At 65.3% G+C, this 26,060-nt stretch carries 29 protein-coding genes; 10 read left to right on the top strand and 19 right to left on the bottom strand.

The annotated features are described in order from the left end of the window. The 7 genes from KQ910_RS20400 to KQ910_RS20370 all read right to left on the bottom strand — a co-directional run bounded on the left by KQ910_RS20400 (position 1) and on the right by KQ910_RS20370 (position 5,779). Entirely contained in the window at positions 1-798 is a 798-nt protein-coding gene (locus tag KQ910_RS20400; protein WP_216964700.1) for an ABC transporter permease, read from the bottom strand. Between the two features lies 1 nt (position 799). Next, the gene (locus KQ910_RS20395) at positions 800-1,627 is read right to left on the bottom strand and encodes an ABC transporter ATP-binding protein (protein ID WP_216964699.1); all 828 of its coding nucleotides are present in this window, start codon (positions 1,625-1,627) and stop codon (positions 800-802) included. 6 nt (positions 1,628-1,633) lie between these two features. Then, a complete protein-coding gene (locus tag KQ910_RS20390; protein ID WP_229600833.1) occupies positions 1,634-2,668 on the bottom strand; it encodes an ABC transporter substrate-binding protein in 1,035 nt (344 codons plus the stop codon). A gap of 87 nt (positions 2,669-2,755) precedes the next feature. Continuing rightward, positions 2,756-3,619 carry a crotonase/enoyl-CoA hydratase family protein gene (locus KQ910_RS20385; protein ID WP_216964698.1) on the bottom strand — a complete coding sequence of 288 codons (864 nt, stop codon included), beginning with the start codon at positions 3,617-3,619 and terminating at the stop codon, positions 2,756-2,758. An 11-nt stretch (positions 3,620-3,630) separates the two neighbouring features. Then, on the bottom strand, positions 3,631-3,963 hold the full coding sequence (locus tag KQ910_RS20380) for a DMT family transporter (RefSeq protein WP_216964697.1): 333 nt from the start codon (positions 3,961-3,963) through the stop codon (positions 3,631-3,633). Positions 3,964-3,993: 30 nt separating this feature from the next. Next, positions 3,994-5,046, bottom strand: coding sequence for a glycosyltransferase family 2 protein (locus KQ910_RS20375; RefSeq protein WP_216964695.1), 1,053 nt, complete (start codon positions 5,044-5,046; stop codon positions 3,994-3,996). Beyond that, positions 5,039-5,779, bottom strand: coding sequence for a class I SAM-dependent methyltransferase (locus KQ910_RS20370; RefSeq protein ID WP_216964694.1), 741 nt, complete (start codon positions 5,777-5,779; stop codon positions 5,039-5,041). Before KQ910_RS20370 ends, KQ910_RS20375 begins: the two co-directional genes overlap by 8 nt. 122 nt (positions 5,780-5,901) lie before the next feature. Here KQ910_RS20370 and KQ910_RS20365 point away from each other — a divergent pair, with 122 nt between their 5' ends. Then, positions 5,902-7,425 (top strand): hypothetical protein, encoded by a 1,524-nt coding sequence (locus KQ910_RS20365; protein ID WP_216964692.1) that lies wholly within the window; start codon positions 5,902-5,904, stop codon positions 7,423-7,425. A gap of 24 nt (positions 7,426-7,449) precedes the next feature. Here KQ910_RS20365 and KQ910_RS20360 read toward each other — a convergent pair whose 3' ends face one another. Genes KQ910_RS20360 through KQ910_RS20345 form a run of 4 tightly spaced genes read right to left on the bottom strand, consistent with a single transcriptional unit; the run spans position 7,450 to position 9,666 of the window. Beyond that, entirely contained in the window at positions 7,450-7,920 is a 471-nt protein-coding gene (locus KQ910_RS20360) for a PaaI family thioesterase (RefSeq protein WP_216964690.1), read from the bottom strand. Next, the gene (locus KQ910_RS20355) at positions 7,917-8,360 is read right to left on the bottom strand and encodes an acyl-CoA thioesterase (RefSeq protein ID WP_216964688.1); all 444 of its coding nucleotides are present in this window, start codon (positions 8,358-8,360) and stop codon (positions 7,917-7,919) included. The genes KQ910_RS20360 and KQ910_RS20355 overlap by 4 nt, the downstream gene beginning before the upstream one ends. A gap of 5 nt (positions 8,361-8,365) precedes the next feature. Further along, the gene (locus KQ910_RS20350; protein ID WP_216964687.1) at positions 8,366-9,211 is read right to left on the bottom strand and encodes a VOC family protein; all 846 of its coding nucleotides are present in this window, start codon (positions 9,209-9,211) and stop codon (positions 8,366-8,368) included. Further along, positions 9,208-9,666, bottom strand: coding sequence for a MaoC family dehydratase (locus tag KQ910_RS20345; RefSeq protein ID WP_216964685.1), 459 nt, complete (start codon positions 9,664-9,666; stop codon positions 9,208-9,210). The genes KQ910_RS20350 and KQ910_RS20345 overlap by 4 nt, the downstream gene beginning before the upstream one ends. An 87-nt stretch (positions 9,667-9,753) precedes the next feature. Here KQ910_RS20345 and KQ910_RS20340 point away from each other — a divergent pair, with 87 nt between their 5' ends. Together KQ910_RS20340 and KQ910_RS20335 are read left to right on the top strand one after the other, a co-directional pair. Continuing rightward, on the top strand, positions 9,754-11,406 hold the full coding sequence (locus KQ910_RS20340; RefSeq protein ID WP_216964682.1) for an adenylate/guanylate cyclase domain-containing protein: 1,653 nt from the start codon (positions 9,754-9,756) through the stop codon (positions 11,404-11,406). 115 nt (positions 11,407-11,521) lie between these two features. Then, positions 11,522-11,725, top strand: coding sequence for a (2Fe-2S)-binding protein (locus KQ910_RS20335; RefSeq protein WP_216964680.1), 204 nt, complete (start codon positions 11,522-11,524; stop codon positions 11,723-11,725). 22 nt (positions 11,726-11,747) lie between these two features. Here the strand turns inward: KQ910_RS20335 and bfr are convergent, their stop codons facing one another. Further along, complete coding sequence (gene bfr / locus KQ910_RS20330) at positions 11,748-12,233, bottom strand: bacterioferritin (RefSeq protein WP_216964678.1); 486 nt, start codon at positions 12,231-12,233, stop codon at positions 11,748-11,750. Between the two features lie 343 nt (positions 12,234-12,576). Here bfr and KQ910_RS20325 point away from each other — a divergent pair, with 343 nt between their 5' ends. Both KQ910_RS20325 and KQ910_RS20320 read left to right on the top strand, forming a co-directional pair. After that, complete coding sequence (locus KQ910_RS20325; protein ID WP_216964676.1) at positions 12,577-13,173, top strand: superoxide dismutase; 597 nt, start codon at positions 12,577-12,579, stop codon at positions 13,171-13,173. Positions 13,174-13,183: 10 nt separating this feature from the next. Beyond that, positions 13,184-13,339, top strand: a complete 156-nt coding sequence (locus KQ910_RS20320) for a DUF3309 family protein (protein ID WP_216964674.1) — start codon at positions 13,184-13,186, stop codon at positions 13,337-13,339. A gap of 77 nt (positions 13,340-13,416) precedes the next feature. On the opposite strand, the gene KQ910_RS20315 is transcribed toward KQ910_RS20320, so the two are convergent. Both KQ910_RS20315 and KQ910_RS20310 read right to left on the bottom strand, forming a co-directional pair. After that, the gene (locus KQ910_RS20315) at positions 13,417-14,526 is read right to left on the bottom strand and encodes a lipid A deacylase LpxR family protein (RefSeq protein WP_216964672.1); all 1,110 of its coding nucleotides are present in this window, start codon (positions 14,524-14,526) and stop codon (positions 13,417-13,419) included. 36 nt (positions 14,527-14,562) lie between these two features. Then, positions 14,563-15,813 carry an MFS transporter gene (locus KQ910_RS20310; RefSeq protein WP_216964670.1) on the bottom strand — a complete coding sequence of 417 codons (1,251 nt, stop codon included), beginning with the start codon at positions 15,811-15,813 and terminating at the stop codon, positions 14,563-14,565. A 298-nt stretch (positions 15,814-16,111) separates the two neighbouring features. Between KQ910_RS20310 and KQ910_RS20305 the strand changes: the two genes are divergently transcribed. Beyond that, on the top strand, positions 16,112-17,923 hold the full coding sequence (locus KQ910_RS20305) for a B12-binding domain-containing radical SAM protein (RefSeq protein WP_216964668.1): 1,812 nt from the start codon (positions 16,112-16,114) through the stop codon (positions 17,921-17,923). 120 nt (positions 17,924-18,043) lie between these two features. Here KQ910_RS20305 and KQ910_RS20300 read toward each other — a convergent pair whose 3' ends face one another. Then, positions 18,044-18,922, bottom strand: a complete 879-nt coding sequence (locus tag KQ910_RS20300; protein ID WP_216964665.1) for a TauD/TfdA dioxygenase family protein — start codon at positions 18,920-18,922, stop codon at positions 18,044-18,046. Between the two features lie 100 nt (positions 18,923-19,022). Here KQ910_RS20300 and KQ910_RS20295 point away from each other — a divergent pair, with 100 nt between their 5' ends. Further along, positions 19,023-19,805, top strand: coding sequence for an NAD kinase (locus KQ910_RS20295; RefSeq protein WP_216964663.1), 783 nt, complete (start codon positions 19,023-19,025; stop codon positions 19,803-19,805). Continuing rightward, positions 19,802-20,890, top strand: coding sequence for an AbrB family transcriptional regulator (locus KQ910_RS20290; RefSeq protein WP_216964661.1), 1,089 nt, complete (start codon positions 19,802-19,804; stop codon positions 20,888-20,890). Before KQ910_RS20295 ends, KQ910_RS20290 begins: the two co-directional genes overlap by 4 nt. A gap of 15 nt (positions 20,891-20,905) precedes the next feature. Here KQ910_RS20290 and KQ910_RS20285 read toward each other — a convergent pair whose 3' ends face one another. Further along, entirely contained in the window at positions 20,906-21,727 is an 822-nt protein-coding gene (locus KQ910_RS20285; RefSeq protein WP_216964659.1) for an SDR family NAD(P)-dependent oxidoreductase, read from the bottom strand. 129 nt (positions 21,728-21,856) lie between these two features. Between KQ910_RS20285 and KQ910_RS20280 the strand changes: the two genes are divergently transcribed. Next, the gene (locus tag KQ910_RS20280; protein ID WP_216964657.1) at positions 21,857-22,309 is read left to right on the top strand and encodes a nucleoside deaminase; all 453 of its coding nucleotides are present in this window, start codon (positions 21,857-21,859) and stop codon (positions 22,307-22,309) included. Here KQ910_RS20280 and KQ910_RS20275 read toward each other — a convergent pair. Continuing rightward, a complete protein-coding gene (locus KQ910_RS20275; RefSeq protein ID WP_216964655.1) occupies positions 22,291-22,701 on the bottom strand; it encodes a DUF1801 domain-containing protein in 411 nt (136 codons plus the stop codon). The two genes, KQ910_RS20280 and KQ910_RS20275, sit on opposite strands and share 19 nt — an antisense overlap. 82 nt (positions 22,702-22,783) lie before the next feature. On the opposite strand from KQ910_RS20275, the gene KQ910_RS20270 reads away from it, so the two are divergent. Beyond that, the gene (locus KQ910_RS20270) at positions 22,784-23,743 is read left to right on the top strand and encodes a Bug family tripartite tricarboxylate transporter substrate binding protein (protein WP_216964653.1); all 960 of its coding nucleotides are present in this window, start codon (positions 22,784-22,786) and stop codon (positions 23,741-23,743) included. A 25-nt stretch (positions 23,744-23,768) separates the two neighbouring features. On the opposite strand, the gene KQ910_RS20265 is transcribed toward KQ910_RS20270, so the two are convergent. Beyond that, positions 23,769-24,605 (bottom strand): DUF3800 domain-containing protein, encoded by an 837-nt coding sequence (locus KQ910_RS20265; RefSeq protein WP_216964651.1) that lies wholly within the window; start codon positions 24,603-24,605, stop codon positions 23,769-23,771. Between the two features lie 74 nt (positions 24,606-24,679). Then, entirely contained in the window at positions 24,680-26,041 is a 1,362-nt protein-coding gene (locus KQ910_RS20260) for an MFS transporter (RefSeq protein ID WP_216964649.1), read from the bottom strand. Positions 26,042-26,060 lie beyond the last annotated feature (19 nt).

Raw genomic sequence — 26,060 nt, 5'->3', positions numbered from 1 at the left:
TCAGACCTTCTCCGTCTGGCCGGCTTTCGGCTGCCAGGTCATGAGACGGCGCTCGACGGTGCCCACGAGACTGTCGAGCAACAGGGCACAGGCAGTCAGGACCAGGATGCCGGCGAAGACGGTATTGATGTCGAAGGTGCCCTCGGCCTGGAGGATCAGGTAACCGACGCCCATCGAGGAGCCGAGATACTCGCCGACCACGGCGCCCACGAAGGCGAGGCCCACCGCATTGTGCAGGCTGGCGAACACCCAGCTCATGGCACTCGGAAGGTAGATCGAGCGCAGGAGCTGGCGCTGCGAGGCGCCCAGCATGCGGGCGTTGGCGATCAGGTTGGGACTGACTTCGCGCACGCCCTGATAGACGTTGAAGAACACCACGAAGAAGACGAGCGTGACGCCCAGCGCCACCTTCGACCAGATGCCGAGACCGAACCATACCGCGAAGATCGGCGCCAGCACGACGCGCGGCATGGAATTGAAGCCCTTGATGTAGGGATCCATGATCGCCGAGGCGGTGGGCGACAGCGCCAGCCAGAGACCGATGCCCAGTCCGGACGCCGCGCCGATCGTGAAGCCCAGGGCCGTCTCCAGCAGCGTGATGCCGAGATGCGGAAATATCTCGCCACTCGCGAACCAGTCGAAGACGACCCAGAAGACCTTCTGCGGCTCGCCGAAGAAGAAGGCGGCACGGTTGGCCTTGTCGAAATAGAAGGGCGGCACCAGGCCCGGCTTGGTCATCACGTACCAGAACAGCACGAGCAGGCCGAGGACGAGCAGCTGGGCGATCCTGAGCTTCATTTCAGACGGCCTTCTGCTGTTCGTAGGCCTTCAGCACCTCTTCCTTCATGGCGGCCCAGATCTCGCGATGGAGGTCGAGGAAAGCCGGCGTCATGCGGATCTCCGAGACATCGCGCGGCCGCGGCAGGTCGACCCTGAAGTCGCCGATCGGCCGCGTCGCCGGGCCGGCGGAGAGGACGACGACGCGATCGGACAGTGCGATCGCCTCCTCCAGATCGTGGGTGATGAACAGCACCGACTTGCGATCCTCCGCCCACAGCGCCAGCAGTTCGTTCTCCATGAGCTGACGAGTCTGCACGTCGAGCGCCGAGAAGGGCTCGTCCATCAGCAGGATGTCGGGGCTGAGGATCAGCGTCTGGGCCAGCGCCAGGCGCTTGCGCATGCCGCCGGACATCTGATGCGGATAGCGGTCGCCGAAGCCCGCGAGGCCGACGCGACGCAGCCAGGCCTCCCCCTGGACCAGGGCCTCGGCGCGAGGCACGCCCCGGAACTCGAGGCCGGCGATGACATTGTCGATGCCGTTGCGCCACGGCATCAGCGCGTCGGCCTGGAACATATAGCCCGCGCGCCGGTTCACGCCGTTGGCCGGCAGCAGCCGCTCGCCGAACACCTCGACCGTGCCGGACGACGGCTCCAGCAGGCCGGCCGCCACGTTCAGCAAAGTGGACTTGCCGCAGCCGGTCGGCCCGACCACCGACACGAACTCCCCGCGCGCCACGTTGAGCGTCGTATTGGCGACGGCGGTGTAGGCCTTGCTCGCATCGTCGCGCGCCGCAAAGCGGCAGGTGATGTCGGCCAGCGCCAGAGCAGGCCCTTCGTTCGGCGTCACGTCGAACTAGCTGCGCTTGGCGGCGCGCTGCGCGAATTCGTTGTTCCAGGTATCCGCGAGCTTCACGGTCGCGGGCTTGATCGCCGGATCGCTCTCCGTCAGGAACTTGAGGCAGTTCTCCATCGCCCCGGCCGGCATGGTGCCGTCCGGCGAGATGGTCTCGCGCACGCCCGTGAACGATTTCTCGTACACCGCACGGTCACCCAGCAGATAGCCCTCGGGTACCGCGTTCGCGACGTCGGCCGGCGTGGCCGTCTGCAGCCACTGGTTGGCGCGGACGATACCGGTGGCAAGCGCCTGCACCGTGCCCGGGTTCTTCTTGATGAAGTCGGTTTGCGAATAGAGGCTGGCCGCCGGGAAGGCGCCGCCGAATACGTCCTGGTTGCCCTTGGTCGTGCGCGTGTCGACCACCACCTTCACCAGGTTCTTGTCGGTCAGGATCGTGAGCGCGGGATCGGTCTGGGAAACGCCGTCGACCTCGCCCTTCTCGATCGCGGCAATGACCGAGGCACCGGCGCCGACGCCGATCGCCACCACGTCGCTGGCTTTCAGCCCGCCCTTGGCCGCCCAGAAGTTCAGCAGCATGTGGGTCGAGGAGCCGGGTGCGGTGACGCCGAACTTCATGCCCTTGATGTCGGCCGGACCCTTCACCCGGGCGGCAACGTCGTTGCGCAGCGCGATGCAGATCTGCATGCCGCGGCCGATCAGGGCGAAGCCCGTGACGTCCTGGCCGCGCTGCTGCATGCGGATCGTGTGCTCGTAGGCGCCGGCCACCACGTCGGCACTGCCGCCCATCAGGGCCTGCAGGGACTTGGCGCCGCCCTGGAAGTCGTTGATCTCGACGTCGAGCCCGGCTTCCTTGAAGAAGCCCTTGCGCTCCGCGATGGTCAGCGAAAGGTAGTAAAGCGCCGACTTGCCGCCAACCGCGAGGATCACCTTGCTCTTCTCGGGCTTGCCCTGCGCCCGCGCGACATAGGGCGCGGCCAGCATCATCGGGGCGGCCGCCAGCAAGGTCCGGCGCCGCATCTGCAGCTTGGTCATCGTTTCCTCCGCGACAGGCTTGTTTTCCGGCAGATTGCCGCAAGCCCCCTGTCTCGGCAACCGCCGGCAGGTCGGGAGTTTCAGAGGCTATTTGAACTTACGTTCCTCCCACCACGGGAAATAGGACGGCATGCCGTCGCTCACCTTCATGGGGAAGCGTGCCGGGCGCTTTTCGAGGAAGGCGGTCACGCCCTCCTTCACGTCGTCCGACTTGCCGCGCGAGTAGATGCCCTTGGAATCGACCTTGTGCGCCTCCATCGGATGGTCGGCGCCCAGCATCCTCCAGATCATCTGGCGATTGAGCGCCACCGAGACCGGCGCGGTGTTGTCGGCGATCTCGCGGGCCAGCGCATAGGCCGCCGGCAACAGATCGTCGGCCTTGTGGATCGAGCGCACGAGGCGACCGTTCAGCGCCTCCTCGGCAGAGAAGACGCGGCCGGTCATCACCCACTCCAGCGCCTGCTGCGGCCCCACGAGGCGCGGCAGGAACCAGCTCGAGCAGGCTTCCATGACGATGGCGCGGCGCGTGAACACGAAGCCGTAGCGTGCCGCCTCGGAGGCAAGTCGGATGTCCATGGCGAGCTGCATGGTGATCCCAACGCCGACCGCAGGACCGTTGCAGGCGCCGATGGTCGGTTTCAGCGATTCGTAGAGGCGCAGGGTGAACAGCCCACCGCCGTCGCGATGGCCGTCGAGGCCCGGATCGACCGGTCCGCGATTCTCGGCGTTGAAGGTGTTGGCGCCGCCCGACAGGTCCGCACCGGCACAGAAGCCGCGGCCGGCCCCGGTGAACACCACCGCGCGCACATCGTCGTCGCGGTCGGCCCGGTCCATCGCGTCGAGCAGCTCCGACAGCATCTTGCCGGTGAAGGCGTTGAGCTTGTCAGGCCGGTTGAGCGTGATGGTGAGAATACCGTCCTTGGTCTCGTACTTGATCTGCTCGTAATCCACGGAACGCTCCCTCACGCCTGGTTGATGAGAACGACGCCGCCCACGATCAGGGCGATGCCACCGATCTGCTTGATGCCGAACGGCTCGCCGAAAAGGAAGTGCCCGAGCACTGCAACAATCGCATAGGAGAGCGACACGCTGGGAAAAGCGACCGAGACCGGAATTTTGCGCAGCGCGACGATGTAGAGGAAGGCGGCCGAACCGTAGAGTGCGAGCCCCATGATGGTCGAAGGACGGAGGAGCTGGCTCACGAAGTCCGGCGCATCGGCGCCCGCCTTCAGGAGCATCTGCCCGCCGATGCCGGTCAGGATGCCGATCCCCAGCGCCACGTAGTAGATCATCATCCCCCGTCTCTCCCCATGAAGTCCGTGCCGTCAGCCCGGCCCGTGCGATGCCCCGCCGGGCGGCTCGCGATGCGGCTGGCCGGCCGCCCGCGTATCGACCTTCGGCCGCTCGATGTCGAGCCCCCCCGGTCCGGGGCCACGGCGGAACACCTCACGCACGAGGTATTGCGGCTTGCGGTTCACCGCGAGGAACATGCTGCCGAGATATTCGCCGATCATGCCGATCACCAGCAGCTGCACCCCCGCCAGCACGAGCACGGCGACCATGAGTGACGCCCAGCCCTGGGGCGGCTTGTCGGAGATGATCGCCTCGACGATCGTGATGGCGGCCGCCAGCGCCCCCAGGGCGCCGAAGACCAGGCCGAGGATGGTCGCGCCGCGGAGCGGCATCACCGAGAAGTTGAGGAACATCGCGAGCCACAGGCGAAGCAAGCGGCGCAGCGTGTAGTTCGACCGACCCTCGGCGCGCGGCAGGTGATTGACCTGCAGTCGGCTCACATTCTGGGTGATCTGGAAAATGAGGCCGTCGACATAGGGGGACGGCCCCTCGTAGCTGGCCGTGACGCGCTCGACCAGGTACCTCGACATGCAGCGGAAGCTCGAAAGGTAAAGCCCGGGCGGCTTGTCGATCAGCTTGTCGGCGCACCAGTTGGTGAAGCGGCTGCCCAGATTGCGCCAGGCCGCGTGCTTCTTCTCCTCGTAATAGGTGTAGACCGCGTCGTAGTTACCGTCGCGCGCATGCTCGAACAGGCGGCGTACTTCTTCCGGCGGATTCTGCAGGTCGTCGTCCATGGTGATCGCGTACGAGCCGCGCACCCGCGCCAGACCGGCCATTACGGCATTGTGCTCGCCGAAATTGCGGCTGAGGCTCAGCACGATCACCGGCGCACCGGGCTCGGCGGCCAGTTGCTTGCAGACGTCGAGGCTGTTGTCCGGACTGCCATCGACCACCAGCACGATTTCCAGCCCACCCTCGATCTCGAGCGCCCGCAGCGCGCCGACCAGATCGCCCACGGTGGCGGCGCCATTGTAGACCGGGACCACGATTGAAAGCGCCGGCCCGGTTTCCGAGGTCTCAAGCATCACGTACCGCCACGATCATGAGGGAACCGCCGAACGGGAGGCTGAGCCCCGCACCGATGACGGCGCGCTCGAAGGCGAGCGCAGTCGAGAAGATGGTGTCGAGCCAGCGCGGATAGTCGCGGACGTCGCTCTCGGCGTCGCCGCGCTCGACCAGCCGGTGGAGGAGCATCAGGGGAAACAGGATCGTGTTCCAGTAACTCGCGCGAAGAACTCGGAAGCCGGCAGCGGCGACCAGGGCGCGGGCCTCGCCACGCGTGAAGCGGCGGGCATTGTGGACGCGCCTGTCATGTGCCGACAGCATCCATGAATAGGCCGGAAGATTGAAGAGCGCGATCGCGCCGGGCCCAAGGCAGCGATGCGCCTCTTTCAGGGCACGCGCGGGGTTCACATTGGCATGACAAAGCACGTCGAGTGAGACATAGGCGGCCAGGACACCGTCGCGCAGCGGCATTTCGTTCACAGACCCCGAGACGACCGGCCGGCCCGCCTTGCTCGCCGCCATGCCGGCCGCGACAGGATCGTATTCGAGTCCGACGGTCGGCCGACCGGCGACATCCGGCCCCATAACGTTCAGCATCCCGCCGGTCCCGCAGCCCGCATCGAGTACCGGTCCCGGGCCCTGGGCGATCGACAGCGCACGGGTGAGCTGGTCCACGACCAGCCGGCGCAGGCCGCGATACCACCACATGCGGTCCTCGACCGCATGCATCAGCTCGTATTCGGCCCGTTCCATGAAGCGATGCGTCTCCCGGGAAATCTCCTCTTCCCGTCCGCTTATGATATCTTCACCCCGCCTTGCCAACCGTTCAGACCAAACCTCCTACGATCCCGCCGCGTGTCGAGCGGCTCCTCCTCGTGCCGCTGTTCGCGCTGCCGATCCTCTGGCTCGCCGGCTATTTCTTCCCGCCCCTCAATCACGATGTAGCCGCCATCCTCGACGTGTCGACGCGCTGGATCGGCGGCGAAAAGCTCTATGTCGAGGTTCTGGACGAGAACCTGCCACTGACCTTCATCGTGCACGGGTTGCCGGTCCTGACGGCGAAGCTGCTGCCCGGAACGGTGACGTTCTGGTTCACGGCCTGGGTGGTGGCCGGAATATTCGCCTCTTTCTGGGCATGCCGGCGGCTGATCCACCTCGTGCCCTCGGCCGACCACGCGCTCACCGAGGCGCTGCTGCCGCCGGTCCTGCTGTTCCTGTTCACCGTGCTGCCCAACGAGCATTTCGGCCAGCGCGAGCACATAATGTTCGTGGCCTGCGCCCCATACCTGGTGGCCTCGATGGCGCGGGCGGAGGGCGTGAACCCGTCGCGGCTCGCCTCCATCCTGGTCGGTCTCGTGGCCGGCGTCGCGCTGGCCATGAAGCCGCACTATCTCGCCATTCCGGCAGCGGTCGAATTCTACCTGCTGGTCCGTCGCGGCTGGCGTCCCACGTTCACCGACCCGATCCCGTGGGCCATCGGCCTGCTGGCCGTGGCGCACCTGGCGATCATGTACCTGGTGTTCCCGGACTTCGGGCTTTTCGTCCTGCCGCTCGCGGTCGAGGCCTACGCGCCGATCGGCGATTCGGGCTGGCGCGAGGTGCTGACCAGCAACGTGCTGGGTCCCACGTTGATCGCGCTGGCGATCTTCGGGCTTCTGGCCATCGTCTTCACCAAGACCATCGCGGCGCGCGTTCTGGTCGTGTTCGGCATCGGCGCCGCCCTGTCGGCGATCGGCCAGGCCAAGGGCTGGCCGTATCACGTGCTGCCCGCCCTCTCGGTGGCGATCCTGCTGGCGGCCCTGACCGTTTCGCAGACCGTCGACCGGTATCTGCCGATCAGCCGCAGCGCCCACCGGCTGCCCGTGGCCGTTCTCTGCGCCACGTTCATGGTGCTGCTCTACTTCCAGGCGGCCCTCTACAATCCGCCCTTCTACAAGCAGCGCCAGTTCGAGGATTCGATCGGCGGCCGGCTGCAACACATCATCGAACAGAACGCCCCCAACCGGACGTTCCTCGTTCTCTCTCCGGGCATCTACCCGTTCTGGCCCATGGTGAACTACCTTGGCGGCCGCATGACCACGCGGTTCCTCACCATGTGGGTGCTGCAGGGCGTCTACGCGACCTGCGACGACTTTCCGGCGCTCTACAATCCGCCCGACACGATGGGCGATTCAGAGAAATTCGTGTTCGACACGGTGAGCGAGGACTTCGCCCGCGAGCATCCCGACCTGCTGATCGTCGACCGCATCGCCGGCGTACCCCGCTGCCAGGGTAAGGAATTCGATTATCTCGACTACTTCATGCAGAATCGCATCTTCGCAGATGCGTTCGAGAACTACGAACACCTGATGGACTTCGACCGCTACCGCATCTACCGGCGGAAGAAGCTGAAGAAGTAAGGTCGCAAGAAGAAAGAACCGCTTTCAGGCCTTCCACGGCGGCGACAGCGCCGCGGCGCGCGCAGCCTCGGGGATCTTGTCGGGATCCGGCACCTTGAACACGCCCGACGACACCAGGACGATCTCGCCGCCGCAGACCAGGTCGCAACTGCAGAAGCAGAAATTCACCGTGCGCCGGGCAATGCGCGCCTTGCCTTCGAGCCACTGGCCGAGCTTCGCGCCGCGCACGAATTCGCTGGTGAGCGAGATCGTGGGGTGCGGCCAGAACATGCCGGTCGAGAAACCCGAACCGATGCCCATCACCATGTCGGCGACGGTGACCAGCAGGCCGCCATGCGCCCAGCCCATCGGATTGCCGTGCCGTTTCTCCAGCGGCAGCCCGATCCGAAGCCCGTCCTCCTCCGCCTTGAACCAGAGCGGTCCCGCGAGCGAGATGAAATCGTCGCGGACCTCGAGCTTGCGGAAGCCTTCGGGCACCAGGGCGGAAGCGGTCATGGATCCAGTCCATCCCTGGAAGCGGCGAGGCGGTCGAGCATGGCGCGCACCACGGGATCGAACGGCGTGGCGCGGTGCGTCTCCTCGTTCAGCGACACCATGATCACCTTCTGGACGGCGGTGCAATTGCCCTCGCCGTCGAACAGGCCCTGGCCGATCACGCACTTGCGGTCGAGCGCCTCGATGATGCGAACGCAGGCGACGGCGGTACCGGGATAGAACATCTGCCGCTTGAAGTCGGCCTCGATGCGGCCGATCACCAGCCGGAAGCGCGGCATGCCCGCCCGGACGATGGCCCGCAGATAGGAGACGCGCGCATTCTCCAGCAATTCGAGGAAGGCGCCGTTGTTGATGTGCCCGTTGGCGTCGACGTCGGCGAAGCGCAGGTTTTCGGTGGTCGAGAATCCGTAGATGCCGCGGTCGGCAAGATCGAACGCCATGAAGACTAGAGCTCCGAGAATTCCAGGGTGAGATGCGCCGCTTCCGACGGCGGCACGACGAGCCGGCCCGAATCGGGCTTGAGGAAGTTGACGCCGTTCTTCTTGAGGAGCGCCTCGCAGGCCGCGAGGTTCTCGACCCGGATCGTGAGCAGCGCCGGATGGTCGCCCGGCCGCACCGGCGTGATGCCGGGATAGCGCACGGCATAGTCCTTGGGAGTCATGTAGCGGATCGGCTGCGTGCCGGTATCGACCACCAGCCCGTCCCCCTCGCGCTTGACCGAATCGGAACCGAAATACTTCTCGAGCTCCGGAATCCACTTCGCCGGCTGCTCGGCGATCACCGTGACCCCGAGGATGCCGCGCGCGCCGTTGGGATGGGCCGCCCATTCCGGCCGATAGACGAATTCCGGCGTGAGGTGCTCGCAGACGAAGAAGCCGACCACCGGCATGTTCGTCTTGGGGATGCGGACGGTTCGGAACTTGGCCAGTTCCGTCTTGCCCGCGACCTCGACCGCGCGGTCGAAGAACAGCGGCGCATCGGGATTGAGGCCGGCGGCCTTGAACGCCTCGAACGCGACGTCGGCGCCCTCGGTCGCCAGCGCCACGTTGGCGAGGCCACCACCGTCCTTCAGCCATTCGCGACGCTCGGCATTGAACTCGGTGTCCTCGACGATGCCCAGGATCTCGAAATAGTCGGTGTCGAAGATCATCAGATGGTTGGCCGTGCCCAGCTTCTTGTGAAAGCCCCGCGGCTGGACCTGGAAGCCGAGCTTCCGGTAGGCCGCCTCGGCCGCGTCGATGCCATCGACCATGACCACCACGTGGTCGAGTCCCGTCACCGCACGCTTCATACCGGCCTCCTACGCACCATATTGACCCCCTTGGAGGTCATGACCAATTCGCCGTTCTGGTTGACCGCGCTCCAGTGCTCGTGGATGACGCCCATGGTCGGGCGACTCTTCGACGGCACCTTGTCCGCGCACTCGACCCAGGCGGTCAGCGTGTCCCCCGGCCGCACCGGCTTCAGCCAGCGAAGCTCGTCGACGCCGGGCGAGCCCAGCGCCGTGCGCTTGTCGACGTAGCTGTCGACGAACAGCCGCATCAGCTTCGCGGCGACATGCCAGCCCGAGGCGCAAAGCCCTCCGAAGAGCGAGGACTTGGCGGCTTCGGCATCGACATGGAACGACTGGGGATCGAACTTCTCGGCGAATTCGATGATTTCCTCGGCCGTGAAACTGGTGGAGCCGAGCGGATATTTCCGGCCGACTTCGTAGTCTTCCCAGTAGCGGGGCTCTGCGGACTGCATGGTTCGGTCTTCGCAGAGCATGGGCAGTCACGCAAGCATGTCCTCGATCGCGCCCTATGCTACGCTGCGCGCCGGAATCAAATTGCGATGACAGACCTCAACCTCGTCCGGCGGCTGACGACGATCCTCGCCATCGACGTCGTGGCTTTCAGCACGATGTCCGCCCGCGACGAGGAACATGCGCTGGGGCTGCTTGCCACACGCCTCGACATGGCCGGCACGCTGGTCCGCCAGCATCGCGGACGGGTCTTCAAGATGACGGGCGACGGGCTCCTGGCGGAATTCGCAAGCCCCGTGGAAGCCGTTCGGGCGGCGCTGGAGATCCAGGAAGCCATGCGCTCCGCCAATGCCACGGCGGGTCCCGATGACCAGCTCACGCTCCGGATCGGCGTCAATCTGGGCGACGTGGTGGAAAACGGCGACGATCTCCTGGGCGACGCCGTGAACGTCGCCGTGCGACTTGAATCCATTTCCGCCACCGGCGGGATCTGCATATCCGGCTCGGTCTACGAGCAGATCGTCGGCAAGCTGATGTTGGGCGCCGAAGACATCGGCGAGCAGCACGTCAAGAACATCCCGCGGCCCATCCATGCCTATCGCCTGACGATCGAGGGCGCGCGCCTGGGCGGGCCGTTGCACCCCGCGCATGCCGTGGCGCGTCGGATGCCGCGCGCAAGGTCGCTGCTGGTCGCCGGCATCGCCACGGTGCTGGTGCTGTCAGCTCTCGCCGGCACTTTCTACCTGCGCCATCCTGCGCCGACGCCGTCGCTGCAGACCGCCGAGCCCACGTCGGATCTGCCGGTCGTCAACCGGCCGCTGCCGGAAACCGTCGCCGGCACCGCCGGCCCGCGGACCTTTCCTCCCTCAGCCCCTGCTGCCGCGCCCGCGCCCGCGCCCGCGGATTCGGCCCCGCGCCGTTTCGCGGCGAAGGACGTGCCCTTCGTTCCCGATTTCCGGATGCGGGCCCTGGAGAACTATGCCCGTGCCGAGGGTGCCAAGGCATTGGCTCTGAACGTGCGCGGAATATTCGCCATGGCGACGCGCCGGGTCGACGAGGACGCCGCCCGCCATGCCGCCCTCGACGAGTGCAACAGGACCGTCGCACGGGACGTGCCCAGGGTGCGCGACTACGATCGCTGCATGCTCTACGCCGTCGAGAACGACGTCGTCTGGTCGTTCCGCCCGCCGCCGATGCCGCCCGCGCCCTACGTGCCCGCAACGCGGCCGTCACCCCCGATCGCGTTCGATCCCGCGACGGCGCCGCTGCTCCAGGCGCAGGCGCGCGAGCGGCTGGCCCTCCACTACCTGCCCAACCAGCACGATCGTGCCCTGGTTCTCGGCCACGCCCGCTTCCACTGGTGGACCCCCAGCGAAACCGATGCCGACGTGATCCGGCGCAACCTGCAGATCTGCGGTCATCTCACCGGACGCCCCTGCGTCGTCTATGCCCTGAAGAACGAGGTCCTGGTCCGCACGCCGCAAGGCATGCGCGTGACCGACGTGCTGACGCCGCAGGACATCTCCGGCCTCGACGCCAGCCAGATCAAAGCCCTGGAGCAATATCTGATCGCCAACGACTGGCGCGCCGTGGCGCTCGCCATGAACGGCCGAATCGGAATTGTCAGCGGCCGGACGACCGAACAGGATGCCACCGCCATGGCCCTCCAGGCGTGCCGCGACGCCGGAGGAACCGATTGCGCGATCGTCGCGATCGGCCCCTTCATGGTGGCGCGTCCGTAAGGCCCCCCCAAAGCCCTGCGGAAGCCCTGCGGACCCGCTTGACCGGCTCGGAGCAGCCCATTATCGTCGCGGGTGCGAGTAAGTCGCAACAGCGGGAAGAAGCGTCCGGCACGGCATGTACATCTGCATCTGCAAAGCCATTCGCGAACGTGAGGTCGATGCGGCCGTCCGGGCAGGCGCCCGGCGACCGGCCGACGTGTTCCGGGCCTGCGGCAAGAGCCCGCAATGTGGCTCCTGTGCCTGCGACATGCGCGAGCGCATTGCGCATACGATCGCCCGCGAAAGCACGGCACCGCAGACGCTGCTGGCGGCCGACTAGAGCAGGCCGCGCTCCCGAGCCGTCAGCTCGGGCCCTTCCCTTCGCCCATCTGGCTCTGCAGGTAGTTCTGCACGCCCACCTTCTCGATCAGGCCGATCTCGGTCTCGAGGAAATCGATATGCTCCTCGGCGTCCTCGAGGATGCTGACCGCGATCTCGCGGCTGACATAGTCCTTCGCCGCCTCGCAGGCAGTCACCGCCTCGACGAGCGCCGTGCGTGCAGCCGACTCGAGCTTCAGGTCTGATTCAAGCGCTTCGGGCACGTTCTCGCCGATCGCAATCCGGCCCATGTCCTGCAGGTTGGGCAGGCCGTCCAGCAAGAGGATGCGCTGGATGAGCTTGTCGGCGTGCTTCATCTCGCCGATCGACTCTTCGTAGATCTTGTGACCGAGGCGATCGAAGCCCCAGTGCTTCATCATGCGGGCGTGAAGGAAATACTGGTTGATCGCCGTCAGCTCGTTCTTCAGGAGCTTGTTGAGTTCGACGATGATCTGCGGGTTGCCCTTCATGGCGAACCTCCTCTTTGAATGCGTCGGCTCTTACAGATACCCGTCGAAACTCACGGCGCAACCCAAGAGTGAGCGACTGAGAAACGTTCGCTAAAAAAAACTGCGCGCGACGCAAGGACGTCCAGCGAGTCAGAACGACTTGCCTCGATTCTCCTCAGCGGGTCGTCGGCAGCCGGCAAAGAAGCCCCTTTGGATTCCCTACACCCAGTCGGGGCTTTGCGCTGGAAACGGCCGCAAAAAACGTAGCGCGATCGCAACTTGGAACGTCATAAGGTGAGGTGCGTTCATGTCGGACGCCGCCCGCCCGGGTCTATCCGGGCCAGCCAGCTTGAGGACTCGCGTTATGTCGAACTTCACCCTTCCGAAACTGCCCTATGCCGATGACGCGCTCGCGCCGGTCGTTTCGGCCAACACCATCTCGTTCCACTACGGCAAGCACCACAAGGCCTATGTCGACAAGCTGAACGAGCTGGTCCCGGGCACGGCCTACGAGGGCCTCTCCCTCGAGGACATCGTGAAGAAGTCGGCCAAGGACGAAAAGGGCAAGGCGATCTTCAACAACGCCGGCCAGATCTGGAACCACACGTTCTACTGGAACAGCATGACGCCGAAGGGCGGCGAGCCGACCGGCAAGATCAAGTCGGCGCTCGACGACAGCTTCGGCGGTCTCGACGCCTTCAAGGCGGCCTTCAAGGCCGCCGCGGTCGGTCAGTTCGGCAGCGGGTGGGCCTGGCTCGTCAAGGGCGCGGACGGCAAGCTCAAGATCGAGACGACCGCCAATGCCGACACCCCGATGGCGCATGGCGGCAAGCCGCTCCTCGTCGCCGACGTGTGGGAGCACGCCTACTACCTCGACTTCCAGAACCGCCGCCCGGACCACATCCAGGCCTGGCTCGACAAGCTCGCGAACTGGTCGTTCGCCGAGAAAAACCTCGACTAAGGAGCACTGAATGCTGGGCACCATCCTTCTGATCGTCCTGATCCTCATCCTGATCGGGGCCCTCCCGAACTGGCGGCACAGCAGCGGCTGGGGCTACTATCCCAGCGGCGGCATCGGCCTGGTGCTCATCATCGTGATCATCCTGTTGTTGATGGGACGCATATAGCGGCCCTCTCCACAGACAAAGGGGCGCCTTCGGGCGCCCCTTTTATGTGGCCGCGCTCCCTTTCGGCAGCGGCCTGGTCAGTAGCGGAATGTGAGGTTGAACGAGCCGAACTGCGTGATGCGGTCGCGCTCGAAGAACTCCGGTGTACGCAGAATCTGCGTGTAGGAAATCCTCATGCCGCGATAGAGGATCGCCAGGCCCGCCTGCAGTTCCCCGACGAAGGGACGATGCGAGACCCGCTGGCTGAATCCATCGGTATTTCCGTCGAGAAAGATGTTGCGGGCCACCGCCTGGCCGTCGAAACCCGCGAACAGGTACCAGCCGAAACTGCCGTCGCCGATAAAGGCGTCCGATCCTGGCAGCGCCGGCCGCGCCCGGGTCGGCCCGAAGTCGTCGCGCAGGTTCTTGCCGATGCGCGCCGTGCCGCCGACGCTGCCATAGGTCGCCACATTGCCGACCGCCAGAGCCGCGCGCGGAATGAAATCCACCTCGAGCTTTGGATTGTCGATCAGCACGGCACGGCCGGTCCGCCAGCGACGTTCGAAGGTCAAACCCACGGTCGGCTCGTTATGGAGCTGGTTGCCCCAGCCGTAGCTCGGCGACACGCCGATCAAGGTGTGAAAGTTGTTCTGCACGAATTCGCCACCAGCGGCAGGACCGATCACGCCGAGATCGACCTGCAGCGTGTCCAGCCGCGTCGGCTCGTCGAAACCGGTCTTGGGGTCGTGGCGCTTGTACGTGTACTGGAGAGCAAAGCTTGCATAGAGCCACGCGGCGTAAGGGCGGTCGTTGTAGATCGGATAGGATGCGTCCGTGTTCTCGGGCGTGTAGATGTTCTGGCCTGCCGAGATGGCAATGCGGCGAATGACTGAATCTGCGGCGGGCTCGCCCAGGAAAGTGGGGATCGTGGTCATCGCGACGACCCCTTGGGGCATCTCAATGATGGCCGGAGACAGCCAGCCGATCCTCACCCCGCTCGTATAGTCGCGGTCCGACTTGCCGAAGCGGTTGAAGACGTCATTCTCCACCTGAAACGTGTAGATGTTGCGCTGTTCGTCCTCGGTCGCGGAGGGCCTGAGGGGCGTCTTCGTCTCGTCGGGGCCAGACGACTGGGCCCCCGCGGGGCTGGCGACGGTGACAAAGGCAGCCATCGCCACAGCGATGGTCGTGGCGAGGATATGATGCATTCCCGCATGAACGCGAGACCGGGAGCCCGGTTGCGCCTACCGGACGTTTACCGGCGCGGCGCGATCCCAGAGGTCCGTACGCCACCACACCGCGATCGCCAGCGTGAAGACGATTCCCAGCACGCTGTAGAAGGTACCGGTGGCCGCGAAGCCGGCCCATTCGACCAGCGGGCCGGACAGGAGCAAGCCAAGCGGGAGGCCGTACACCGCCAGCATGCGAACGCCCATGACGCAGCCGCGCAGTGCCGGCTTGGTGACCCGCAGCAGGATCACCGCCATAGGGATCATGCAGAAACTCTGGAAAAACCCCGAGACGAACAGGACCATCTCGCCGAGGAGCGGCGTGGTGAGCCACGAGAAAACCAGGTTGAGCGACAACCAGATCAGCGTGCAGGCGATCATGGTGCGTCCCGGCCGGATATGGGCACCGTACATCGACACCAGGATGGAGCCGGTGAGTGCTCCGGCGGCGAAACAGGCAATCAGCCAACCGAGCCCGGTCTGGTTCATGCTGTAGACTTCCTTGGCGACGTAGGCGAGCAGCGAGCCGGTGAGCGGATAAGCCGCGAAGTTCACCAGGAAGGCCAGCAGCATCACCGCCCGCACGACCGGCGTCCTCCAGACATAAGAGAAGCCCTGTCGCAGGCCTCCCAGCGCCGTCGGCATCGTCTCGCCCTCGCTCAAGACCCTGAGCCGGCGGATCCCGACGCCGAAGGTCAGCGCAAGGCACATGGCGTAGACGCCGCAGACGGCGACATAGGCCAGGCCCGAACCCAGGGCTGCCACGAGGGCCGCGCCGGACAGGGCACCGATGATGCGCGCCGAATCGGCGGTCGTGCGCGACACACCCATGGCCCGCATCAGGTAGTCGGCAGGCATGGTCTCGCCGACCAGCAGGTTGCGCATGGTGATATCCGACGGCCTCACCAGCCCCATGACCGTGGCCAGAATGAAGACCGGGACAGGAGTCGCCAGATCGCTGAGGAACAGGGCCATGAGGCAGAGGGCCAGGATCAGGTAGGCCAACCGCATCAGCAGCAGGACGTTGCGGTTGCCGATCCGGTCGCCCGCCATGCCGAACAGGGGCGAAATCAGGGTCCCCAGGAACTGCAGGGAGCCAAAAACCGCCAGCGCCAGGACCGAGCCGGTCGAAACCAGCACGAACCAGCCCAGGATCACCCCCTCCATCTCGAATGCCCAGGAGGCCAGGAGGTCCGAGGGCCACTGGAAGCGAAAGCTTCGGATACGGAAAGGCGCCAGTGCGGGCGCGCGCGCGATGAGGCTCACGTCTTGCTTTGTTCCCTCCCCCTGCGCCTTTTGACTTCAGCGCTTCCAAGGGTATTCAACCCTGCTCGTTCAGGAGGCAGACTGCAATAATCTCCGGGACATGGCCCATCCGCACTAATGGCCGGGCTCGGCCCCGTAAAACCCTAAATTTAGTGGCTCTATTGCACCACCGAGCCTGTGAATATCGGTCGCGCCCGGTTGCGTTGCGAAGCGGCTCAGCGCATTGTGACAGCCAATGCCGTCAAGCGGTGCAAAGGCTCGAGGCCGCTCGCGGGTTTTGCCTTTGGAGAAGTCCGCGATGAGCGGTGCCGTGAAGCGTACGAAATTCCATCTGATCCTGATCAAGCCGACTCATTACGACGATGACGGCTACCCGATCACCTGGCTGCGCTCACACATTCCCTCCAATACACTGGCCGCCCTCTATGGGCTGGGCGAGGACTGCCGCGCCCGCAACGTGCTGGGACCCGACGTCGACATCGTCATCCACCCGATCGACGAGACCAATACCCGTGTCCGCCCCGACCGGCTTCTGGCGCAGGTCGAGCGCAGCGGCGGCATGGGCCTGATCTGCCTCGTCGGCGTCCAGACCAACCAGTTCCCGCACGCCGTCGACCTCGCCCGCAAGTTCCTGAAGCTGGGACGCCTGCCGGTGTCGATCGGTGGCTTCCACGTGTCGGGCTGCCTGTCGATGCTGCCGGTGATGCCGCCCGAGATCCAGGAAGCCATGGATATGGGCATCTCGATCTTCGCCGGCGAGGCCGAGGAAGGCCGGTTCGACCTCGTGCTGCGCGACGCGATGAACGGCACGATGAAGCCGCTCTACAACTACATGGACGATCTGCCGGGCCTCGAAGGCGCCCCCACGCCGCATCTGCCGCCGTCGGCGCTGGCGCGCAACGAGGGCGGCATGTCGAGCTTCGATCTCGGCCGCGGCTGCCCGTTCCAGTGCTCGTTCTGCACCATCATCAACGTGCAGGGTCGCAAGAGCCGGTTCCGCACCGCCGACGATCTCGAAGCGATCGTCCGCGAGAACTACAAGCAGGGCATCACGTCGTTTTTTATCACCGACGACAACATGGCCCGCAACAAGCATTGGGAAGACTTCTTCGACAGGCTCATCGAGTTGAAGGAGAACGAGGGCATCCAGCTCTCGCTGATCATCCAGGTCGACACCCAGTGCCACCGCATCCCGAACTTCATCAACAAAGCGCGCTGGGCGGGCGTCTATCGCGTCTTCATCGGCCTGGAAAACGTCAATCCGGACAATCTGCTGGCCGCCAAGAAGCGCCAGAACAAGATCACCGAGTACCGCAAGATGCTGCAGGCGTGGCACAACAGCGGTGCCTCGACCTGGGCCGGCTACATCCTGGGCTTCCCGGGCGACACGCGCGAATCGATCCTGCGCGACATGGAAATCATCAAGAAGGAGCTGCCGCTCGATATCCTCGAGCTGTTCATGCTCACGCCGCTGCCCGGTTCGGAGGATCACCAGACCCTGTGGAAGCAGGGCGTCTGGATGGACCCCGACCTCAACAAGTACGACGTGCATCACCGCTGCGTGCATCATCCGAAGATGAGCGACGCGGAGTTCGAGCAGGTCTATCGCGAGGCGTGGAAGTCCTACTACACGCCCGAGCACATCGAGACGGTGGCGCGCCGGCACGGCGCGATACCCGGCCGCAATCCGGCCGAACCCGCGCACTTCATGACCATGTTCAAGATCATGTTCGAGGCCGAGGGCGTGCATCCACTGGAAGGCGGCGCGGTGCGCATGAAGTACCGGCTCGACCGCCGCCACGGCATGCCGATCGAACCTATCGGCGTGTTCCACTACAAGGTCGCGCGGAACTTCTGGCACAAGCTTAAGATCTACACGCGCCTGACGCTCCAGGGCATCGCCATCGGCCGCAAGGTCAAGAACGACCCGAAGCGCCTCGAATACACCGACCTCGCGCTGCAGCCCGTGGTCGACGAGGATATGGACAAGCTGTCGCTGTTCGCCGAGACGGCGGGTGGCGGCGCGGCCGTCAACAAGCGCCGCGGCGAGGACCTCGCCCGTGCCAAGGTCGCGGCCCAGCAGAACCAGCGGCTCGCCGCCGCGGAGTAACCGATCGACCGCCGATGCCGGCGGTCAGGTTTCCGACAGGGTCGACCTGCCAAGCTGCGGCAGGTTGAGTATCTCGGGTCTACGTTTTCCCGTAATCCCGATCGGCGCGTCGGGAATTCGTCAGTGAGTCACCGGCGGCTTCACCTCGCTGAGACCATCCGCCTCGGTCGCCGAGATGGTCGTGCGCACCATCGAACGCTCGCGCGAATAGTCCCAGGGGCGGCCGCGATGGAGCATGGCGCGATTGTCCCACATGACGGCGTCGCCCTGGCGCCATTTATGGCTATAGACGAACTCCGGCCGCGTCGCCTCGTCGAGGAGTTGTGCCAGCAGCTGCCGCGCGTCGCGGTCGTCCATGCCGTCGATCGCATAGGCGTGGCTGGCGACGTAGAGCGCCCGGCGGTCATTGGACGGATTGCGCCAGTTCAGGCGCCAGCGCACCGGCGGCAGGGCCTTGCGCTCCTCCGCGTTGGCCAGGTCGGGGTGGATCTGATCGCGGCTGTTCGCATACGAATGTGTCGCCACCGCGCGCTTCAGCTTCTCCTGCAGGTCGGCCGGCAGCCGTTCCCAGGCGAGCCGGGTCGAGGTGTATTCGGTCTCTCCCCCCGCGTCGGGCAGCACGCGCGCGGTCAGCACGGAGGCCAATGCCGGCGTCTTCTTGAAGGATGAATCGGTGTGCCAGAGCGCATTGGCCTTGGCGACCAGCACCTGCCGGTGATCCGGCGGGACGATCTCGCCCTGGGAACCGACATTGGTCAGACGCGAATAGAAGCTGTTCTCGCCCACCGACGCCGCCTTGGTCAGTTCCAGCGGGCCGAAGGCACGGCTGTAGGCGACCTGGACGTCGTCGGCGATCTGCTGGTCCCGGAACACCAGCAGTGAATGCGTCTCGAAGGCCTTGCGGACTTCCGTGTAGGCCTGGGCATCGATCGCGACGTCGAGCAGGGAAACACCCTTCACCTCGACGCCGAACCCATCGGCCAGCGGGACCAGTTCCATCGCGTTCCTCCTCGCGGTTTTCTTTGTGACGGCGATTTTATCGCAATCGCACGGGTGCCCGCTATAGTGCGATTCCCGCATCCGAGACTTTGCCGACCAAATGGCCGCCCGCCCCTCGTCCGCCCCCCGCCTCGCTTTCGTCTGCTCCACCGCTTCGGCGGCGCGCGAGGCCAAGGCAAGCCTCGAAAAGCGCTACGGCGCGGCGACCACGGCCGAGGCCGACATCGTCGTCGCGCTGGGCGGCGACGGGCTGATGCTGCAGACCTTGCATCGCAACATGCGCCGGCTGAAGCCGATCTACGGCATGAATCTCGGCACGGTCGGCTTCCTGCTCAACACCTTCAGGGAAACCGGCCTGCTGCAGCGCCTGCAAAAAGCCCGCGAGGTGACGCTGACGCCGCTGCGCATGGAGGCGACCAACACGCGCGGCAAGCGGTCCGAAGTCCTGGCCATCAACGAAGTCTCCCTGCTGCGCTCCAGCCGCCAGACCGCCCGCATCGAGGTGGCCGTCGACGGCAAGAAGCGCCTGGACGAGCTTCACTGCGACGGCGTGCTGGTGGCGACGCCGGCCGGCTCGACCGCCTACAACCTCTCCGCCCATGGGCCGATCCTGCCGCTCGGCGCCGGCCTGCTGGCGCTCACGCCGATCAACGCCTTCCGGCCGCGGCGCTGGCGCGGCGCGCTGCTCCCGCGCACCTCCAGGGTCGAGTTCACGATCCTCGATCCGAAGAAGCGGCCCGTGGCGGCCGCGGCGGACTCGGTGGAGATCGCCAACGTCGCCCACGTCGCGGTGACGGAGGCCATCGACACCCGCCTCACCCTGCTGTTCGACCCCGAGCACGATCTCGAGGAGCGCATCCTCAAGGAGCAGTTCGTTCCTTGAGCGGCAAGGACGTCCCCTTCAAGCCCGAGAAGAAGAAGATTATCGGCCACGAGGGCTGGCAGCCGCTCGGACTGGCGCTGGTCATCGGAACGGCGGGCGGCTTCCTGTTCGACTGGCTGCGCATGCCGCTCGCCTGGATGCTGGGCGCCTGCGTCTTCTCGACGGTGGCCGCCTTCCTCGGCCTTCGCATCGGCATGCGCGTGCGGCTGCGCCAGGGCATGATCATCATCCTGGGCGTGCTGCTGGGCTCGGGCTTCACGCCCGACCTGGTGCAACGGCTGGGCGAATGGGCGGTGAGCCTCTGCGTCCTCACCGGCATGACCATGACCGGCGCCACCCTCTGCTACGCGTGGCTGCGGCGCTTCACCGACTGGGACAAGGTGACGTGCTACTTCGCCGCCATGCCGGGCGGCCTGAACGACATGACGATCATGGGCGGCGCCATGGGCGGCGAGGAACGCGCCATCGCGCTCGCCCACGCGCTGCGCATCCTGACCGTCGTGCTGACCATTCCGGTCTGGTACCGGCTGGTGAACGGCGCGCAGACCAGCGTGCTCACCGTGGTCCATGGCCCGACGGGCAACGACTGGAAGGACTATGCCATCCTGATCGGCTGCGGCGTGGTCGGCGCCGTCGCCGGCCGCCTGCTGCGCCTGCCGGCCAGCTTCATGATGGGGCCGATGATCGTCAGCGCCATCGCGCATCTGGGAGGCTTCACCAACTCGCAGCCGCCCGGCTTCCTCGTCGCGGCGGCCCAGGTCGTGGTCGGCACCGGCATCGGCTGCCGGTTCGTCGGCGCCAACTTCGACAAGCTGCACAAGGAAATGGCCGCCTCGATCGGCGCCGCCTTCCTCCTGATCGGCTGCGCCGTGATCTTCGCCAAGATCACCGTCGCGCTGACCGGCCTCAACCTCGACGCCACGGTCCTGAGCTACGCGCCCGGCGGCTTCGCGGAAATGAGCCTGATCGGACTGGCCCTCGGCATCGAGATCGCGATGGTGGCGACCCACCATCTCTTCCGGTTGTTCCTGATCATCTTCACCGGCCCGATCTTCTTCCGGACGCTGCTGAAGCGGGATCACTGATCATCGGAGCAAGCCTCACGCCCGCAGCGTGATCCCGCCGTCGACCACCAGCAGGTGGCCGTTCACGTAGGAAGATTGGTCCGACGCCAGGAACAGCGCCGCATTGGCCGTGTCCCAGCCGGTACCCATCTTGCCGGTCGGCGAGGCGCGGTCGCGGATCTCGATCATCTTCTCGTAGGCCTGGTTATGATCCTTCTCGCTCTTGGCGTACTGCTCGGCGAGGAAGTCGATCATCGGCGTGTGCATGAGGCCGGGCAGGATCGCGTTGCAGCGGATGCCCTTCTCCGCGTACTGCGAGGCGATCGCCATGGTCAGCGAGTTCACCGCGCCCTTGCTGGCATTGTAGGCGAGATACGAGATGCCCTTGGGACTGCGGATCGAGGCGATCGAACTCACGTTCACGATCGCGCCCTTCCCCTGCTTTTCCATGATCGGCAGCACATGCTTGGCCGTGAGGAAGAAGCTCTTCACGTTGACGTCGAACACGCGATGCCACTCGTCCTCGCTGAGCTCGACCGGCCCGCCCTGGGAGCCGATGCCGACGTTGTTGTCGAGGATGTCGATGCGGCCCCACTTTTCCATGCAAGCATCGACCATGGCCTTCACGCTGGCATTGTGGGACGCGTTGGCCTCGAAGGCGACGGCGACGTCCTTGCCGACTTCCTTCTCGATCAGGCCGACCGTTTCCTCGGCCGCCGCACGCTTCAGGTCGACGCAGAATACCTTGGCGCCCTCGCGCGCGAAGGTGATCGCCGTGCACTTGCCGTTGCCCCAGCCCGGCCCGCTCGAACCCGCACCGACGACGATCGCCACCCTGTCCTTCAGCTTGCCCGACATGCCGCTTCGCTCCCCTTTCATCTTTCCTCGCCAGTCTATTGAATGGTGAGGATTGAGTCTGAGCCTAGCACGAACGGCTGGTTCGGAATCAGGGTGACGATGCGACACGCCCCGTCCATGATCGCGCTCATGGACACGAAGTATCACGAGACGATGATGCGGCATGCGCTCGAACTCGCCGCCGTCGCGGACAGGGAAGGTGACATGGGCGTCGGCGCGGTGATCGTGCGCGACGGCGAGATCGTCGGCCGCGGCCGCAACCGGATCCACACCGGAAACTCGCTGATTCATGCGGAAACCGATGCCATCTCCGATGCCTGCCGCACACTCGGTACGGACGATTTGTCGGGCACGACGCTCTACACCACCGTGGAGCCTTGCCCCATGTGCGCCGGCGCCTTGTTGAACGCCAGGATCGATCACTGGGTGCTGGGCCTTCGCTTCAAGACGGTCGGACGAAGCTTCGGCCACTATTCAGTCGAGACGTTCGCGGAGTTCGTCAGCGCCAACATCAAATTCACGACCGGCATCCTGGAGGAAGACTGCCTGGCTCTGCGAAACCGCTACTTCGCGCGCAAGTGATGGGTGAGCGCGAGGCCGATACAGTGCCTTAACTCGCGCAACGACAGCCGCTCATCGGGCCCGAACTTGATGGCCCGCTTGCCATCGTAGGCGAAGGTGTCCGGGTAGAGCTCGCGGAATTGGCCGACCAGTCCGCTCCGGCAATGGAAGTACATGGCGTAGCCGCCCTTCTCACCCTTCACCCGATCGATGCGGATAGTGGTGCCGCTGCCGGTTTCCTGGGTGAGATAGCTGGGCTGGCCCCATTTCAAGGTCTCGGTGAGCGGGCCGACGCCGGGTGTCGCCGCAGCGACGTCGAACACCGTCTCGCGCAACGCCATCAGCCGGGCGCGCACGTCGGGCGCATAGGCCTTGAAAACCGCCGCCACCTTCGGGTCGCCGAACCGTTTCATGACACCAAGCCTAACACGAAGCTGGCGAGGCAGGCGCCTGCGTGAAATGCTCCTGGCAACAAGAAGAACCGGAGGAGCGTCCATGCGTCGTCGTACGTTCACCGCCTCGGCCTTTGCAACCGCGCTGGCATCACCCGCGATCGCGCAGGCGCAATGGCCGACAAAGCCGCTCCGTCTCGTCATCCCCTATCCGCCCGGCGGGCCGTCGGACATTTCGAGCCGCATCGTCATGGAGCGTGCCGCCCAGCTCCTGGGCCAGGGCGTGCTGTTCGACAACAAGGCCGGCGCCTCGGGCATGATCGGCGCGGAGTTCGTGAAGAACCAGCCGGTCGACCACCACACGTTCCTGACGACGACGACGGCGATGGTCTGCATCACGCGCCATCTGCAGGCGATCCCGTTCGATCCGGAGCGCGATATCATTCCCGTGTCGCGCATGACGACCTCCTGGGGCGCCTTCGCCGTGCATCCGTCGGTGCCGGCCAACACGGTCGCCGAGTTCGTGGCCTACGCAAAGGCCAATCCCGGCAAGCTGAACTACGGCTCGGCCGGCCTCGCCACCATCACCCACCTGTTCGGCGAGATGCTCTGCCTCGAGGCCGGGATCAGGATGACCCACGTCCCCTATCGCGGCAGTGCCCCGGCGACCAACGCGCTGCTGGCCGGCGAGATCCAGGCCCAGTTCGACCAGACGACCCTGCCGCACATCAAGGCCGGCAAGCTCCGCGCGCTCGCGATTCTGGCGGAGGTGCGCCATCCCGACTTCCCCGACGTGCCCACTCTCCAGGAGACCGGATACGGCAAGGAGAGCGGCGATTCCTGGTTCGGCATTTTGGCGCCGGCCGGCACCTCGCCCGAGGCCATCGCGCGCCTCGACAGGGCCATCGCCGACGCCCTCCGCGCGCCCGACATCGTGCAAAAGGTACACAACGGCGGCATGCGCGTGACCTATCTCGGTCCCACGGACTTCCGGGCACAGATCGGCGCCGAGAGCGCGATGTTCGGCAGCATCATCCAGAAGGGCGGCATCAAGCTGCCGTGAGAAGCAATATTTAGTATCCGTTCGCCTATATCCGCGGCCAGGCCGAGTATCTGGGCGCATTGTCGCCATGGCTCCAGCATGCATAGTTACTTGGGCCATCCCAATCAGCGAGCGGTGGCGCAAAACCAAGAATCGCCTCGATGAATTCTTGACCTGCAGACTGCCCAGAAAAATAGCGCCTAAGTCCGAAAGCCACAGCATCAGCAACTTGCAGAATCGCATCATCGCCCTTCTCTACGAAGTGAACGATGTCGCGTATTCTTGTGACACGCATCTCTCCCCGCTGTGTCATGTATCCTTGTTGTTTATCAAGGAGACGCGGTCTCAAGTGTCCGGGTTTATGCACGAAAGATTCGCGCCACATAGTCGGCGCCTTCTTGAGGAGTTGCTTGAGAATTCCCGAAGGCAAATCTTCAGCTACAACAGTACCAATCTCTGTAGGCCCACCATGATCCCTAATATTGGCATCCGCTTTGCAGAGACAGTATCCGAAGCACATCAAGTGATCCCACTGACTCTTAGTCAATTGTGTAGGCAAACTTTCGGATGGAGCAGGCGAATCTCGTCTCTGCATTCCTACGGCAATTGGAAGTCCCAATTTCCTAGGGATACCCATCATGCTAGTCATGATGTGCATACGATCGGCGAGTGACCAATCTGATCGGTATTTTCCGTCATGCCAAACATCAAGTGCATGAAAGATGAAATCACGTCGAAATATCGCTGGCACGGCACCAACGACCTCCTTCACGAGATTTTCAACGATCGCCAACTGTGTGTCTGCTTCTACAATAATTCCTGCAACCAGCGATATTGGTTCAAGATCCGAAGTTCCGGCCTCATCGACGTAAATAAAGCGCATCGCAAATTCCCTTCGCGTTACGTCTGGAGCGTAGATATCTCCCAAACGCTACGGTGATGGGCCTACTTTGCACACTAACTTTTTGACCAAACACGCGGCCAGAAGAGCGACAGCAGCAGCACCGCGAGCAGGCCGCCCCCCGCCATCACGAAGGCGAAGCGGTAGCCCGCGAGGAAACCCGCCATGTTCATGAAGCCCTGCGCGCCGTGGGCCTGCAGCGCCGTCAGGACCGAGGCGCCGGCGACGATGCCGATGGTGCGGGTGAGCAAGGACAGGCTGCCCGCGACGCCGCGATCGCGCGGCGGCAGGGTCGCCGTCACGATGTCGGTATAAGCGACGGTGAGCAGCCCCTGCCCGACACCTTCGAGGACCAGCAGCGCGGCCACCACGAGCACGGGCGTGTTGATCCCGGTGAAGCCGAGCGGCAGCAGGCCAAGCCCGACGCAGGCGATGCCGGCGAAGACGGTGGGGCGCTGGCCGATGCGACGCACCAGGAAGGCCGAGAGCGGCGCGCCGGTCAGGCTGCCGCCGAAGGCCATCGCCAGCACGATGCCGACGCCGAGCGGCGTGAGCTTCAGCACGTTCACCAGGTAATAGGGCGTGAGCAGCAGGATCGCGAAGCCCGCGAGATTGGCCAGCGCGTTCAGCACGTTGGGGATCGTGAAGCGCGGATCGGCGAAGAGCGCGGGCCGGATGATCGGCTCGGACACGCTGTTGGCGCGGCGCACGTAGGAAAACAGCAGGGCCAGCGCCACGACGGCCATCCCCAGCGCCCAGAGGCCCGCGATCTCCTTGCGCTGGGAGAAGACCAGCGAGAGCAGCAGCGTGCTCATGCAGGCCGCCAGCAGCACCGCGCCCAGCGCATCGAACGGCCGCGAGTCGGGCTTCGGCGACGGCAGCAGGCCCGACAGCGCCAGCGTCACCAGTGCGATCGGCACGCGCACCCAGTAGACGGCGGGCCAGCCCCACAACTCGACCAGCACGCCGCCAAGAACGGGACCGACCGCAGCGGCGATCGCCATCGTGCTGGCGAAGCCCGCCAGGGCCTTGGTGCGGTCGCTCTCGGGGAACAACGAGGTGGCCAGCGCCGGGGTGCAGGACAGCGCCAGCGCCGTGCCGATCCCCTGCACGCCGCGCGCCCACAGGAACAACGGCCAGTCGGGCGCCGCAGCGCAGGCAGCGCAGCCGATCGCGGAGATCGCAAGGCCGATACGGAAGATCAGCCGATGGCCGAACAGGTCGCCCAGCTTGCCGCAGACCAGCATCAGCGAGCCGTAGACCAGCACGTAGCAGATCACCAGCCACTGCACGTCGCCCAGCGCCAGCCTGAAGTGCGCCGTGATCGCCGGCAGTGCGACGTTGACCGCAATGTCGAGCGGCGCCAGCGACGCGCCCAGCCCGACGATGGCGAGGCCGAAGGACGGACGGATCGTCATTGGAGCGCGCAACTCCAGT

Source organism: Reyranella humidisoli (genome assembly GCF_019039055.1).
Classification (GTDB): domain Bacteria; phylum Pseudomonadota; class Alphaproteobacteria; order Reyranellales; family Reyranellaceae; genus Reyranella; species Reyranella humidisoli.
This window is presented reverse-complemented; position numbering and strand designations above follow the sequence as displayed.

What these genes read in the sequence shown, in the direction of transcription:
- KQ910_RS20320 (WP_216964674.1), top strand. Translation starts at nt 13,184, where the DNA reads ATGCTGGGCACCATCCTTCTGATCGTCCTGATCCTCATCCTGATCGGG.
- KQ910_RS20305 (WP_216964668.1), top strand. Translation starts at nt 16,112, where the DNA reads ATGAGCGGTGCCGTGAAGCGTACGAAATTCCATCTGATCCTGATCAAG.
- KQ910_RS20280 (WP_216964657.1), top strand. Translation starts at nt 21,857, where the DNA reads ATGGACACGAAGTATCACGAGACGATGATGCGGCATGCGCTCGAACTC.
- bfr (WP_216964678.1), bottom strand. Translation starts at nt 12,233, where the DNA reads ATGAAGGGCAACCCGCAGATCATCGTCGAACTCAACAAGCTCCTGAAG.
- KQ910_RS20315 (WP_216964672.1), bottom strand. Translation starts at nt 14,526, where the DNA reads ATGCATCATATCCTCGCCACGACCATCGCTGTGGCGATGGCTGCCTTT.
- KQ910_RS20300 (WP_216964665.1), bottom strand. Translation starts at nt 18,922, where the DNA reads ATGGAACTGGTCCCGCTGGCCGATGGGTTCGGCGTCGAGGTGAAGGGT.
- KQ910_RS20260 (WP_216964649.1), bottom strand. Translation starts at nt 26,041, where the DNA reads ATGACGATCCGTCCGTCCTTCGGCCTCGCCATCGTCGGGCTGGGCGCG.
- KQ910_RS20375 (WP_216964695.1), bottom strand. Translation starts at nt 5,046, where the DNA reads ATGCTTGAGACCTCGGAAACCGGGCCGGCGCTTTCAATCGTGGTCCCG.
- KQ910_RS20275 (WP_216964655.1), bottom strand. Translation starts at nt 22,701, where the DNA reads ATGAAACGGTTCGGCGACCCGAAGGTGGCGGCGGTTTTCAAGGCCTAT.
- KQ910_RS20295 (WP_216964663.1), top strand. Translation starts at nt 19,023, where the DNA reads ATGGCCGCCCGCCCCTCGTCCGCCCCCCGCCTCGCTTTCGTCTGCTCC.
- KQ910_RS20345 (WP_216964685.1), bottom strand. Translation starts at nt 9,666, where the DNA reads ATGCAGTCCGCAGAGCCCCGCTACTGGGAAGACTACGAAGTCGGCCGG.
- KQ910_RS20335 (WP_216964680.1), top strand. Translation starts at nt 11,522, where the DNA reads ATGTACATCTGCATCTGCAAAGCCATTCGCGAACGTGAGGTCGATGCG.
- KQ910_RS20340 (WP_216964682.1), top strand. Translation starts at nt 9,754, where the DNA reads ATGACAGACCTCAACCTCGTCCGGCGGCTGACGACGATCCTCGCCATC.
- KQ910_RS20350 (WP_216964687.1), bottom strand. Translation starts at nt 9,211, where the DNA reads ATGAAGCGTGCGGTGACGGGACTCGACCACGTGGTGGTCATGGTCGAT.
- KQ910_RS20270 (WP_216964653.1), top strand. Translation starts at nt 22,784, where the DNA reads ATGCGTCGTCGTACGTTCACCGCCTCGGCCTTTGCAACCGCGCTGGCA.
- KQ910_RS20370 (WP_216964694.1), bottom strand. Translation starts at nt 5,779, where the DNA reads ATGGAACGGGCCGAATACGAGCTGATGCATGCGGTCGAGGACCGCATG.
- KQ910_RS20265 (WP_216964651.1), bottom strand. Translation starts at nt 24,605, where the DNA reads ATGCGCTTTATTTACGTCGATGAGGCCGGAACTTCGGATCTTGAACCA.
- KQ910_RS20360 (WP_216964690.1), bottom strand. Translation starts at nt 7,920, where the DNA reads ATGACCGCTTCCGCCCTGGTGCCCGAAGGCTTCCGCAAGCTCGAGGTC.
- KQ910_RS20355 (WP_216964688.1), bottom strand. Translation starts at nt 8,360, where the DNA reads ATGGCGTTCGATCTTGCCGACCGCGGCATCTACGGATTCTCGACCACC.
- KQ910_RS20400 (WP_216964700.1), bottom strand. Translation starts at nt 798, where the DNA reads ATGAAGCTCAGGATCGCCCAGCTGCTCGTCCTCGGCCTGCTCGTGCTG.
- KQ910_RS20325 (WP_216964676.1), top strand. Translation starts at nt 12,577, where the DNA reads ATGTCGAACTTCACCCTTCCGAAACTGCCCTATGCCGATGACGCGCTC.
- KQ910_RS20285 (WP_216964659.1), bottom strand. Translation starts at nt 21,727, where the DNA reads ATGTCGGGCAAGCTGAAGGACAGGGTGGCGATCGTCGTCGGTGCGGGT.
- KQ910_RS20380 (WP_216964697.1), bottom strand. Translation starts at nt 3,963, where the DNA reads ATGATGATCTACTACGTGGCGCTGGGGATCGGCATCCTGACCGGCATC.
- KQ910_RS20390 (WP_229600833.1), bottom strand. Translation starts at nt 2,668, where the DNA reads ATGACCAAGCTGCAGATGCGGCGCCGGACCTTGCTGGCGGCCGCCCCG.